Consider the following 12,001-nt stretch of genomic DNA (forward strand, 5'->3'; position numbering starts at 1 on the left):
GGCGGCCACTCGCATCAGGAAGTTTCGATATGCCACGGAATCTCAAGCACGGCAGGCAACGGTTGGGCGAGAAGCTCACCGGGCTGCTGGATCATCGGCGAGCGGTGTGGCTGCTGTTCGCCGCTTCCGTACTGGAAACCCTGATCGTGCCGATTCCGATCGAGACCCTCCTGATTCCCTGGATGGTGCTGCGCCCCGAGAAGCGCTGGCTGCTGGTAACGGTGGCGCTTGCGGGCAATCTGCTGGCGGCGGCCATCGGCTACGGTTTGGGCAGTTGGGCGATGGGCCAGTTCGGCGACCAGCTGATTGCGCTGTTCGGCGGCCAGCAGGCCTTCGACGCCTTCGATCAGCGCTTCGCCGACAACGGCTTCTGGGCGGTGCTGATGATCGGCGTCATTCCGATTCCCTTCCAGATCGCCATGCTGGTGGCGGGCAGCACCGGCTACTCCTTCGTGCTGTTCATGCTGGCCGCAATGCTGGCGCGCGGTGCGCGCTACTTCGGACTGGCGCTGCTGGTGCAGGTCTTCGGTGACCGGGCGCGCAAGCTCTGGGCCCGCCACGAGCGCGCGATGACGATCGTGCTGATCGTGGCGGTGGTCGCCTATCTGCTCTACCTGGCCAGCGGCTGGCTGGGCGGCGGCTCGGCCTGAGCCGCCAATGATGCGAGTTGCCAGAGCGGACCTCGGTTCATCGGCAGATGTCTGACGGCAGCACTTGCGTCATTTGCCAAGCGACTACGCTGGAAGGAGAGGGCATAGAACTTTGGGTGTAGACGACCCAGGTGGTCATGGCCGCGCCAACCGACGGAACGGAACAGAACAGGAACGACGAATGACCAGCCTGAGAACGAAGGAGAACCCCGAGCGGATCGACGGGTTCGCACCGCTCAAGGACTACGCGGCGATCGGCGAGGGACGCTCGGTGGCGATGGTGGCGCTGGACGGCTCCATCGACTGGTGGTGCGTGCCGTCGATGGACTCCCCGCCGCTGTTCGACCGCCTGCTGGAGCCGGAGGTGGGCGGTTACTTCTCGCTCACCCCGCGCGGCGACTACCGGGTGGAGCGGCGCTATCTGGAAAACAGCAACGTGCTGCAGACCGATTTCGTCACCGAGTCCGGCCGGGCGCGGGTGACCGAGTCGATCAACAGCACCACCGCCGGGCGTCAGCCCTGGTGCGAGCTGGCCCGCCGGGTGGAGGGCATCGAGGGCGAGGTGACGTTCGATATCGGCTTTCGCGCCGGCACCCAGAACGAGAAGGTGAGCCCGTGGCTGCAGGAAACGCCGCAGGGCAACGTCCACAACGTGGGCAACGTCATGGCGATGTTCCGCGGCTCCGAGGACGTCGTCATCGACGAGTACGCCGACCGCGGGGTGTTCGCGCATCTCGAGACCCATGCCGGCTCGCGCTCGCTGATCGCGCTGCTGGCGGTGGAAGGGGTGCCGCTGGCGGTGCCGCCGATCCACAAGATCGACGAGCGCATCGACGTCAGCAACTTCGCCTGGCAGGACTGGGTCGACAAGCTCGACTTCGACGGCCGCTACGCCGAGTGGGTGACGCGCTCGGCGCTGTCACTCAAGTTTCTGCTCTACTCCCCCAGCGGGGCGATCGCCGCCGCTGCGACCACCTCGCTGCCGGAGCGCATCGGCGGCGAGAAGAACTACGACTACCGCTACGCCTGGGTGCGCGACGCCTGTCTGATCATCAAGTCGCTGATTCAGGCGGGCGCCGTCGAGGAGTCCCAGGCGGCGTTCTCCTGGATCACTCAAACCATCCGCCGCCACGGTCCGGACATGCGCGCCTGCTACGAGCTGCAGGGCGATCTGATCCCGGCGGAGAGCTATCCGCCGGTGACCGGCTATCGCCACTCGCAGCCGGTGCGGGTGGGCAACAACGCTCGCGATCAGGTGCAGCTGAGCATGTACGGCGACATGCTGGCGACGGCGACGCTGTTCATCGAGGCGGGTCACGTGATCGACATCGACACCGCGCGGCTGCTGGGCGATCTCGCCAATCAGTGCGCCGATCGCTGGCGCATCCGCGACGCGGGTATCTGGGAGCTGCCGGAGCAGAACCACTACGTTCACTCCAAGATGGCCTGCTGGGTGGCACTGACCCACGCGGTGAAGCTTGCCGAGGCGGGGCACATCGAGCCGACCTGGAAGCAGCGCTGGGCGCGGGAGCGCGAGCGTATCCGCGACTGGATCGAGGAGCACGGCTGGTCGGAGGCCCGCGGGGCCTACGTCTTCCACGAGGGCACCGAGGGGCTCGACGCCGCCATGTGCCTGACCCACCGCTACGGTGCCGAGGTCAATCGTGAGCGCATGCTCGCCACCTACCGCGCGATTCGCGAAGAGCTCGGCCGTGGTGCGCTGTTCTATCGCTACTCCGGCGCCAGCGAAGAGGAGGGCGCCTTCGTCGCCTGCTCCTACTGGATGGTGGAGGCGCTTTCCGCCCTCGGCGAGTGCGAAGAGGCCGAGGCGCTGATGGACGAAGCGCTCGAGGCCACCGACGGCAACCTCGGGCTGATGACCGAGATGGTCGATCCGGCCAGCGGCGATTATCTGGGCAACTTCCCTCAGGGGCTGAGCCATCTGGCGCAGATCTGTGCCGCCAACGCGCTCTCCGGGCGGCCGCTGGAGAGCGAGGACTACTGAGCCTGCCGAACTCGGAAACCCGAACGCGAGACTGACCCGCCGGCGACCGAATACGGTCGCCGACTCGGGTCCTCGCGTGAGCGAGAATTCACCAACCCAAGGCAAGCGATGACCCGCTGTAGACAGAAAACCCATCCGACACGTTTGAACGGCAATGCGCCGCTGGAGGATTACGCGGCCATCGGTGAAGGCCGCTCGCTGGCCATGGTGGCGCTGGATGGCTCGATCGACTGGTGGTGCGTGCCGTCGATGGATTCGCCGGCGCTGTTCGACCGGCTGCTCGACCCCGACGCGGGCGGCCATTTCGCCCTCACCCCCACGGAGGCGTTTCGCGTCGAGCGGCGCTACCGCGACGACAGCAACGTGCTGGAGACCGAATTCGTCACCGCCAGCGGGCGGGCCCGCGTCACCGAGTCGATCAACAGCTCGACCGCGGGGCGCCAGCCCTGGTGCGAGCTGGCCCGGCGCGTCGAGGGACTGGAAGGCGAGGTCGACTTCGACGTTCGCTTCAAGCCCGGAACGCAGAACGGTCGCGTCAGCCCGTGGATGCAGCGCACGGCACAGGGCGAAGTCCACAATATCGACGGCGTGATGGCGATGTTCCATGTCTCCGACGACGTGACGGTCGCGTGCCGGGACGACCGCTGCGTCGAGGCCCGCCTGACCACGGGCGTCGGCTCCCGGTCGCTGGTCACGCTGCTGGCAGTGGAGAGTCAGCCGCTGACCATTCCGCCTCTCGACAGGATCGACGAGCGCATCGAGGTGAGCGATTTCGCCTGGCGCGACTGGGTCGACAAGCTGACCTATCAAGGGCGCTATCACGACACCGTGGTGCGTTCGGCGCTGGGGCTCAAGTTCCTGTGGTATTCGCCCAGCGGGGCGATCGCCGCCGCCGCCACGACGTCGCTGCCCGAAGGCATCGGCGGCACCGACAACTACGACTACCGCTTCGCCTGGGTGCGCGATGCCTGCCTGACCATCAAGGCGTTCCTGCAGATCGGTGCGCTGGAGGAGTCGCAGGCGGCCTTCTCCTGGCTGGCGGGCGTCATCCGCCGCCACGGTCCCGATCCTCACGTCTGCTATCGGCTCGATGGCGAGATGATCGCCCCCGAGACCCACCCCGATCTCCCCGGCTACCGGGACTCGCGCCCGGTGCGTATCGGCAACGACGTCCGCTATCAGCGCCAGCTCGGGATGTACGGCGACATGCTCTCGACCGCGTCGCTGTTCATCGAGGCCGGCCACGTGATCGATCTCGAAACCGCCCGGCTACTCTGCGATCTCGCCAATCAGTGCGCGGACCGCTGGCGGCTGCGGGACGCCGGCATCTGGGAGCGCGCCGCCCAGCGCCACTACGTGCAGTCGAAGATGGCGTGCTGGCAGGCGCTGACCCATGCGGTGCAGCTCGCCGAGGCCGGCTATCTCGAAGCGACCTGGAAAGCGCGCTGGCAGCGAGAGCGCGCGCGCATCAGCGAGTGGATCGAGACTCACGGCTGGTCCGAAGCCCGCGGGGCCTACCTGATGCACACCGACGCCGAGGATCTGGACGCCTCGATGGCGCTGATGCACGGCTACGGCAACGAGGTCGATCGCGAACGCATGCGCTCGACCTATCGCGTCATCCGCGAAGAGCTCGGGCGCGGCCCGCAGCTCCATCGCTTCTCCGGCGCCGCCGAGACGGAGGGCACGTTCATCGCCTGCAGCTACTGGCTGGTGGAGGGGCTGGTCGCGCTCGGCGAACGCGAGGAGGCCGAACGGCTGATGGATCAGATGCTGGAAGTGACCGACATCAACCTGGGCCTGATGACCGAGATGCTCGACCCGGCGACCGGCGCCTTTCTGGGCAACGCGCCACAGGGGCTAAGTCATCTGGCGCAGATCGGCGCCGCCAGTGCGCTCTCCGATCACCTTCAGAGGGATCGCGGCGACGAGTCCGAAAGCCACGCCGCCGGCTCCGAATAGTTCGTCCCCGCCGTGGCCTCGCAACGCCGCCGGGGCGGTCGTGCCTAGCCGGCGGGGCGCGGTTCGGCGCCTTCGGGTAGCGCACTCTCCTGCAGGGCGCTCTCCTGCAACACATTCAGCCGTGCCCCGAGTCCTTCGGGGGCGCGGGCATTGCAGCGTCCACTGGTGATCACCCGCAGTGCGTCGAGCCAGGCGACGCGAAAGCCGTGGTGCTGGAGACTGGCGACGAGCTGGATGTCCTCGTGGGAGGCGAGCGGCGGGAAGCCGCCGACGGCGCGATAGGCGTCGGCGTCGACTCCCAGGTTGGCGCCGTGAACGTGGCGGCCGTCCGGGCACTCCCGTCTCAGCGCCAGATACTGACGGCGCAGCCGCTGCGGCAGCGCATGCCAGCCGGCGAGACGCACACCGCCGCAGACCACATCGGCGCGACTGGCGCACTGGCGCACCAGCCAGTCCGGACGGACGACGGTATCGGCATCGGTGAAGGCGAGCCAGCGGGCGCCTTCATCCAGCGCTTGCAGCGCGCCGGCGTGACGGGCCATGCCGACGTTGGTGAACCCCACGCTCAAGCCCACGAGTGTCGTCGGCGTCTTCTTGGCCGTGAGACGCTCAGTCACCGACCGCCCGTTCCCCAACCGCCCGTTCCCCAACCGCTCGTTCGCCAACCGCTCATTCGTTAGCTGCTCGTTCGTTAGCTGCTCGTTCGCCAACCGCGCGACGATGGCCGCGGAGCCGTCGCGGCAGGCATCCAGCACCACCACCACGGTCACCGCTTCGCCGGCGAGGCCGGGGTGGCGGGCGGCGGCCATGACCGATGCCAGGCATGCGCCGAGCAGCTGCTCCTCGTCGTGGGCCGGTATCACGACGCCGATCATCCGCGGGGGGCCAGCGTGGCGGCGCGCGGCGCCGCCGACCACGACTCGAGGCGGAAATCCGGCTCGATCAGGCAGCTCGTACGGGGCCGCGCGAGCGTCGTTCGCAGGGTGTCATGGACGCTGTCGCCGTCGCTGAGCGCGTCGGCGATCGGGTGGCGCCAGTGGCAGGCGATCAGCTCGCCGTCGTCGCTGAGCGATGCCTCGAGCGTGCGGATGGCCGCGACCAGCGCGTCGGGCGCGAGGTAGTAGCCGAGCTCGCTGAACACGATCAGGTCGAATCCACCCGGCGGCGTCCCGTCGTGCAGGGCGTGGCGGGCCACCGTGACGTGCGAATGGGCGACGAGTCGCCGCCGGGCGTGGTTCACCGCGCTCTCGCTGACGTCCCAGCAGAGCAGGGCGTCGCAGCGCTCGGCCAGCGCGGCGCTGAGCACGCCGACCGAGCAGCCCGGCTCGAAGGCGCAGCGATAGCGCGGCTGGCTCAGCATGGCCAGTGTCAGGGACCGTTTCCGCGCCTCGTACCAGGAGTCGGCGTAGCGCCAGGGGTCCGCCGAGCCGGCGTGCAGCCGCTCGAAGTGGGCGTGGAGGGTGCGTTCGGTGGCAAGTGCAGCGGATTCGGACCGTCGTGACGACGCATCGCTCATAGCAGGAACACCTCGTAGGCCTGGGTCAGCCGCTCGAGCGTCAGCGCGGAGAGGACCGGCGGCGCGCCGGTGGTGTCGTCCGGCTGGCACTGGCTCGCGTGTTCGACCATCGCGTGGCGCTTGGCGGCGCGCTGCGATTCGGTCAGCGCCAGCCGGTGGGCGCGATGCCACGGCACGCGAGTGTCGTCGGGCTCGGCCCAGTGCCACATCCAGATCGGCATCTCGACCAGCGTGCGCTGCTCGCCGCCGGCCGCCTCGATCAGGTCGACGCAGATGTCGCCGGTCGCCTCGTGGTCGGCGTGGCCGTCGCCGCGCCAGGTCGTGAGCAGAATGTCATCGTCGCGCAGTAGATGATGCAGGCGATAGGCGAGCGTCTTCGCCTCGGCGGCGATCTGAGTGTCCGGCAGTCGCAGGCGTATCGTCTCCATGGCGTCGAGGCCGAGGCTTGCAAGCGCCCGTCGGCTCTCTTCCGGCCGCGTGGCGGCGAGCCGCTCGGCGGGCCACAGGGTCGAGCCGGGGTGACTGCCGGTGCCGTCGGTGACCGAGACCATCACGAGCTCCCGGCCAAGGGCGTGAAGCTGCATCAGCAGCCCGCCGCAGCCGAGCACCTCGTCGTCCGGATGCGGGGCGATCACCACCACCCGCCGGCCCTCGCCGAAGACGCTCTCCAGATCCAGCGGCGCCAGCGCGGCGAGTCCGGGCCAGTCGCGCCAGGTCGTGAGCGGCGTGCCCTCTCCGCCGAAGTCCGGTGTCTCTTCGTTCATGGCTGCACTTTTCCGTAGTGGCGAAACGACGCCGGCTGGCCCAACGCCCAGGCGGTGGTGTCCTGCTCGGCGCGATAGGCGCCGAGCGCTTCCAGGTCCCGCTCGGCGTGACACTGGCGAACGAAGACGGGCAGATCGGCGATCAGGCGTGCGAAAGCCGGATCGCGACAGTAAGGGCCGGCGCCGACGCCGCGGCCCACGTGATGGATGACCTCGGCGACGACGCCGTCGATGGCGGCACGCACCGACAGCGTCTCGTAGTACGCATCGGCTCGCGGATGGGCGTCGATCCAGGCGGCGGCCGCTTCCAGCCGCGCCTGGCCATGACGCAGCGCCACGTCCACCGCACCGAGGTGCGCCAGGGCGTGCGGTTCGCCGCGGCGTCCGGCGCTGGCGTGCAGGCACTGGCCGAGCCGGACTGCCGCGCCCCACCAGCAGGCGGCGACGCCGATCCCGCCATACCAGAAGCCGGGGCGCTCGAGGTAGCTTCGCGCGGTGCCGACGATCACGGCGTCGACGTCATCGAAGCGCACGTCGACGCTCTGGGTGACGGCCATGCCCACGGCGTGCCAGCCGGCTCTGGTCACGTGGACGCCGGGCGCATCGAGGGCGACGGCCGCAAGATAGGGGGCTTCGTCGTAGCTGGCGGTCACCAGCGCGTGGCTCACCGTCGCCGCCCCCGAGCACCACGCCTTGGTGCCGTTCAAGCGGACGCGCTGACGATCGGTGAGCGCCGGCGCGGTCCGGCCCGGGCCGACCGTTGTGGCAGTGGCTCGCTCGGGGGTGGTCGGGTCGAGCGCGATCTCGAGGCGGGCGAAGGGGGGCTCCGCGGCCCATACCGCCCAGGTGGCATCATCCGGATGGCGTGACGGATCGCTGGTCTCGGCGATTATCGCCAGGGCATCGGTATGGCTCTCGAAGAGTTTGACCAGGGCCAGGTCGCAGCCGGCAACGCTTGCGAGCATGCGCCAGCGGGCGAGGGTATCGCCGCGACCCGGCAGCGGGAGCCGGTCGAGCCCGTACTGGCGCAGCTCGGCCAGACGCGCGGCGAGCGTCTCGGCATTCTCGGCGGGGGCCGACCATTCGGCGCAGAGCCCGGCCAGCGCGTCGCTCGCGTTCGGATAAGGCATCTCACGCTCCCTGGTGTTCCACGCGCTGATCGGGCGCGTCGGTACTGACGCCGGCCCTGGCGTCGAGGTTGTCGCCGGTCTGGCAGCGGCTGTGAACGCGACAATACGCCGATTGTCGCCTGTCGGTAATCCAGACCAAGCGGTAATCGGGGCGATCATGACGCGAGTGCGGCGCCGCGACTGCCATCCAGGTTAAGAATGTCCGCGCTTCGCGCCTCTACCGGCAGTCGGTCAGACGCTTGGCGAAGGCATGTCGCGAAGGGCATCGGAAAGCGTATGCTGGCGGGATCGATAGCGTGCTCACAGATACCGCTATCAGCCTGTCCTTTCGCTCTTCCGAGGTGTTGTCATGTCATCCGCTGCTGCGTTCCCCGCCGAGGCCGGCGACCGGCCCTCTCCCGCCACGCTCGAGGCGCTGATCGCGGCACTCGAGCCGATCCTCGGCGAGCGCATCACCACGGCCACGGGCATTCGCGAGGCGCACGGCCACGACGAATCCTGGCATCACCCGGCCGCGCCGGACGCCGTCTGCTTTCCGCACACCACCGACGAGGTCGCCGCTATCGTGCGCGCCTGCGCGGCGCACCGCGTGCCGGTGATTCCGTATGGCGTCGGCACGTCCATCGAAGGGCAGGTGATCGCCGAGCGCGGCGGGCTCTGCGTGGATCTGGCGCAGATGAATGCCATCGTCGACGTGCGCGCCGAGGACATGGATGCCACCGTCCAGCCCGGCGTCACGCGGGTGCAGCTCAACACCGAGCTGCGCGCCACCGGGCTGTTCTTCTCCGTCGACCCGGGGGCGGACGCCAGCTTCGGCGGCATGGCCTCGACCCGCGCCAGCGGCACCAATACCGTGCGCTACGGCACCATCCGCGAGAACGTGCTGGCGATGACGGTGGTGATGCCGGACGGTCGCGTGGTCAAGACCGGCAGCCGGGCGCGCAAGTCTGCCGCCGGCTACGACCTGAACCACCTGATGGTCGGCGCCGAGGGCACGCTCGGCATCATCACCGAGCTGACGGTAAAGCTCCACGGCCTGCCGGAGGCGATCTCCAGTGCCACGGTGGCGTTCGAGGACGTCGCCGGCGCCATCGATACCGTCATCGCCTCGATCCAGTACGGCATCCCCATGGCGCGGATCGAGCTGATGGACGCGCTCGCGATGCGTGCGGTCAATCGCTTCTCGCACCTCGACTACGCTGAGAAACCGACGCTCTTTCTCGAGTTTCACGGCACCCATGCCGGGGTGACGGAGCAGGCCGAGACGATGGCCGAGCTGTGCCAGGAGTTCGGTGGCAGCGACTTCGCCTGGGCGACGAAGGAAGAGGCGCGCCAGACGCTATGGCAGGCGCGACATGAAGCGGCTTACGCTGCCAAGGCGCTGCGCCCGGGAATGGAGTTTCTGGCAACCGACATCTGCGTGCCGATCTCAAAGCTCGCCGCGTGCATCGAGGCGACCCAGACGGACGTCGACGCGTGCGGTCTGGTCGCGCCGCTGCTGGGCCATGTCGGCGACGGCAACTTCCATCTGGTGGTGGCAGTGGACCGCGAGAGCGAGGAGGAGCTGGCGACGCTCGCCGCCTTCAACCGGCGGCTGATCGAGCGGGCGCTCGACGCCGGCGGCACCTGCACCGGCGAGCACGGCATCGGCACCGGCAAGCGTGTCTACATGGAGGCCGAGCACGGCGAGGGCTGGGCAGTGATGCGTACGATCAAGCAGGCCCTCGACCCGCTGGGCATCATGAACCCGGGCAAGCTGGTGTAGCGCGTCGACGGCGCAGTGCCCCCGCCTGGAGTAGCAGACCGAGCCCGGCCACCGCAGCGGCGGCGTAGCAGAGCGCGGCGCCGTCGGGTTGGAGTGCGAAGATCAGGCCCCCCGTCCCGGCACCGATGGCACTGCCGAGATAGAGCGCTGACTCGTTGAGCGCTACGGCGATGTTGCCGCCACCCCGGCCCTCGCGGGCGGCGAGAAGCTGGCCGTTCTGAGGCACCTGTAGCGCCCAGCCCACCGCACCCCACAGCGCGATCGGCACCATCGCCAACCGGGCATCGAGCGCGGCGGTCAGCGGCAGGGTCGCCAGCGCGGCCGTCAGCAGCGCCATGATCAGTGCCACCAGGGTCTGGCCGTTCATCCGGTCTGCCAGCGGCCCGATCGAGAAACTCCCGAGTACGCCACCGACCCCCCACACCCAGAGCCAGGGCGTGATCTTGGCGACACCGCCGAGATTCGGGTCCGCCAGCACCGGTGCGAGATAGGTATAGAGCCCCAGACTCGCGACCGCCGCCAGCAGCGACACCGCCAGGATGCGCATCACGCTTGCATCTCGCAGCACGGCCAGCTTTTCGCCCAGCGTGGAAGCGGCGCTGGCGGGTAATGGCGGTAACTTCAGCGCGAGCCCCATGAGCGCTGCCAGCCCCAGCAGCGCCACCGTCCACAGCGCCGAGGTCCAGCCGAAGCGCTCGGCGAGCGTCAGCCCCAGCGGCACGCCGAGCACGGTCCCGCTCGCCATGCCGCCCATGACGATCGCCAGCGCCTTGCCACGACGTGGCGCGTCGACCACCGCGGAGGCCGCCGCGATACCCAAGGCGAGATAGACGCCCGCGCCGATGCCGGCGAAGACGCGGGTGATCACCAGCGCGACGTAGCTCGTGACCAAGGCGCTGGCGAGATTGGCAAGGGTGAACACGGCGAGTGCGAGCAGCACCCCTTGGCGCTGACGCTGGGGCGGCAGCAGCGCGACGCAGACCGGCGAGCCGATGGCGTAGGCCAGGGTGAACGCCGTGACGAGCTGCCCGGCGCCGCCGACCGAGACGGCAAAATCCTCGACGATCATCGGCACCAGCCCGGCCATGACGTAGGACGCCATGCCGAGGGCGAAGGCGCCCAGCGCGATGAGCGTGACGGTTCCCGACGGCTGCTTTTCCAAGGTTATCTCCCCGAGTCATTGAGCGAATGCGCCGGCCATTCTAGGCAGGCGGCTAACCGCGACAACTGACCCAAGGGGCAGGTGCTAGGAGGGCAGGCGATGTGTTAGGTCAAGCCGTGTCAGGTCGAACAGTATTAGGTCAAACCGTGGGACGCCGCCCAGGACACCACCTGACGCGAGGAGGTGACATCGAGCTTGGCGCGCACGTTGGCCATGTGGAACTTGATGGTGCGCTCGGCGATGCCGAGGATCGTCGCGGTCTCGGCGTAGGTCTTGCCGCGAGCGATCCAGCGGACGACCTCGCGCTCCCGCAGCGATAGCCGGGCGATGGCCTCGGCGCTTGCCGGGGCACAGGCCTTCGAGTCGGCGGCCGGCGTCGGTCCGGGCTCGGCGTGATGGGCATGAAACGTCAGCAGCGCGAACTGGGCGGTGGCGTCCGCCGGTACCGCGCCGGTCGCGCTCGGCGGCGCGTCGCAGAGCGTGAGTATGCCGATACCGCCGGCGTGGGAGAGCGAGACATAGGTTCGGCCGCGGTGAATGCCGTGTGCCAGGGCGTTGTCGCGCAGGCGGGCATCGTCGAGGGCATGGGCGCGCGGCGTGGACCAGGCGAAGGGCAGGGCTCGGCGTCTGGCCCGCTGGAGCACGGGGTCGACCCGGTGGAGCGCCGCCTGCGCGTACTCGGCGAGCCACGCCGACGGCAGACTGGTCAGAATCTCCGGACCGGCATGGTCGTGGCGAAGGCGAAAATAGGCGTAGCGGGTGACGCCGAGCCCGCGCAGCGTGGCATCGAACTCGCGGATCGCATCGCCCGGCTGCGCCGTCGGCTCGGCGCTGGCGATGACGCCGCGAGCGTTCGTTGGGTGAATCATCGTCGTCTGCCTCGCGCCCGGAAACTCGCGAACCCTACCACGACTGCCGTCGCCGCATCCTCTCGAACGGCGGGCGATGGCGGGCGCGCCAGCCCTCGGGCGCTACGAGCCGATTCGCCGTTTTTGATGCGATGGCGCCGGCACGCCGATCCCAGGCGTGATTCCCACGTCGCCATCG

At 69.1% G+C, this 12,001-nt stretch carries 10 protein-coding genes; 4 read left to right on the top strand and 6 right to left on the bottom strand.

From position 1 onward, the window contains the following. The first annotated feature begins 29 nt into the window (after nt 1-29). From DOM33_RS14210 to DOM33_RS14220, 3 genes are all read left to right on the top strand, one after another. A complete protein-coding gene (locus DOM33_RS14210; protein WP_110670058.1) occupies nt 30-650 on the top strand; it encodes a YqaA family protein in 621 nt (206 codons plus the stop codon). Nucleotides 651-831: 181 nt separating this feature from the next. Continuing rightward, nucleotides 832-2,655, top strand: coding sequence for a glycoside hydrolase family 15 protein (locus DOM33_RS14215; RefSeq protein WP_110670060.1), 1,824 nt, complete (start codon nt 832-834; stop codon nt 2,653-2,655). Nucleotides 2,656-2,763: 108 nt separating this feature from the next. After that, nucleotides 2,764-4,617: a glycoside hydrolase family 15 protein gene (locus DOM33_RS14220; RefSeq protein ID WP_110670063.1), complete on the top strand. Its 1,854-nt coding sequence runs from the start codon at nt 2,764-2,766 to the stop codon at nt 4,615-4,617. A 44-nt stretch (nt 4,618-4,661) separates the two neighbouring features. Here the strand turns inward: DOM33_RS14220 and DOM33_RS14225 are convergent, their stop codons facing one another. From DOM33_RS14225 to DOM33_RS14240, 4 genes are read right to left on the bottom strand one after another with little or no spacing between them, the layout of a single operon-like run. Beyond that, nucleotides 4,662-5,480, bottom strand: coding sequence for a glycosyltransferase family 2 protein (locus tag DOM33_RS14225; protein WP_204352692.1), 819 nt, complete (start codon nt 5,478-5,480; stop codon nt 4,662-4,664). Between the two features lie 8 nt (nt 5,481-5,488). After that, nucleotides 5,489-6,133, bottom strand: coding sequence for an SAM-dependent methyltransferase (locus DOM33_RS14230; RefSeq protein WP_110670065.1), 645 nt, complete (start codon nt 6,131-6,133; stop codon nt 5,489-5,491). Further along, complete coding sequence (locus DOM33_RS14235) at nt 6,130-6,897, bottom strand: PIG-L deacetylase family protein (RefSeq protein WP_110670067.1); 768 nt, start codon at nt 6,895-6,897, stop codon at nt 6,130-6,132. The genes DOM33_RS14230 and DOM33_RS14235 overlap by 4 nt, the downstream gene beginning before the upstream one ends. Next, nucleotides 6,894-8,027, bottom strand: coding sequence for an acyl-CoA dehydrogenase family protein (locus tag DOM33_RS14240; RefSeq protein ID WP_110670069.1), 1,134 nt, complete (start codon nt 8,025-8,027; stop codon nt 6,894-6,896). Before DOM33_RS14240 ends, DOM33_RS14235 begins: the two co-directional genes overlap by 4 nt. 349 nt (nt 8,028-8,376) lie before the next feature. Here DOM33_RS14240 and DOM33_RS14245 point away from each other — a divergent pair, with 349 nt between their 5' ends. After that, on the top strand, nt 8,377-9,792 hold the full coding sequence (locus DOM33_RS14245; protein ID WP_110670071.1) for an FAD-binding oxidoreductase: 1,416 nt from the start codon (nt 8,377-8,379) through the stop codon (nt 9,790-9,792). Here the strand turns inward: DOM33_RS14245 and DOM33_RS14250 are convergent. Continuing rightward, nucleotides 9,767-10,954: an MFS transporter gene (locus tag DOM33_RS14250; RefSeq protein WP_239495374.1), complete on the bottom strand. Its 1,188-nt coding sequence runs from the start codon at nt 10,952-10,954 to the stop codon at nt 9,767-9,769. The two genes, DOM33_RS14245 and DOM33_RS14250, sit on opposite strands and share 26 nt — an antisense overlap. Before the next feature lie 134 nt (nt 10,955-11,088). After that, complete coding sequence (locus DOM33_RS14255) at nt 11,089-11,823, bottom strand: helix-turn-helix transcriptional regulator (RefSeq protein ID WP_110670073.1); 735 nt, start codon at nt 11,821-11,823, stop codon at nt 11,089-11,091. Between the last annotated feature and the right edge of the window lie 178 nt (nt 11,824-12,001).

The sequence above is a fragment of the Salinicola halophilus genome (assembly GCF_003206155.1).
In the GTDB taxonomy this organism is placed as follows: domain Bacteria; phylum Pseudomonadota; class Gammaproteobacteria; order Pseudomonadales; family Halomonadaceae; genus Salinicola; species Salinicola halophilus.

What these genes read in the sequence shown, in the direction of transcription:
- DOM33_RS14210 (WP_110670058.1), top strand. Translation starts at nt 30, where the DNA reads ATGCCACGGAATCTCAAGCACGGCAGGCAACGGTTGGGCGAGAAGCTC.
- DOM33_RS14215 (WP_110670060.1), top strand. Translation starts at nt 832, where the DNA reads ATGACCAGCCTGAGAACGAAGGAGAACCCCGAGCGGATCGACGGGTTC.
- DOM33_RS14220 (WP_110670063.1), top strand. Translation starts at nt 2,764, where the DNA reads ATGACCCGCTGTAGACAGAAAACCCATCCGACACGTTTGAACGGCAAT.
- DOM33_RS14230 (WP_110670065.1), bottom strand. Translation starts at nt 6,133, where the DNA reads ATGAGCGATGCGTCGTCACGACGGTCCGAATCCGCTGCACTTGCCACC.
- DOM33_RS14235 (WP_110670067.1), bottom strand. Translation starts at nt 6,897, where the DNA reads ATGAACGAAGAGACACCGGACTTCGGCGGAGAGGGCACGCCGCTCACG.
- DOM33_RS14240 (WP_110670069.1), bottom strand. Translation starts at nt 8,027, where the DNA reads ATGCCTTATCCGAACGCGAGCGACGCGCTGGCCGGGCTCTGCGCCGAA.
- DOM33_RS14245 (WP_110670071.1), top strand. Translation starts at nt 8,377, where the DNA reads ATGTCATCCGCTGCTGCGTTCCCCGCCGAGGCCGGCGACCGGCCCTCT.
- DOM33_RS14255 (WP_110670073.1), bottom strand. Translation starts at nt 11,823, where the DNA reads ATGATTCACCCAACGAACGCTCGCGGCGTCATCGCCAGCGCCGAGCCG.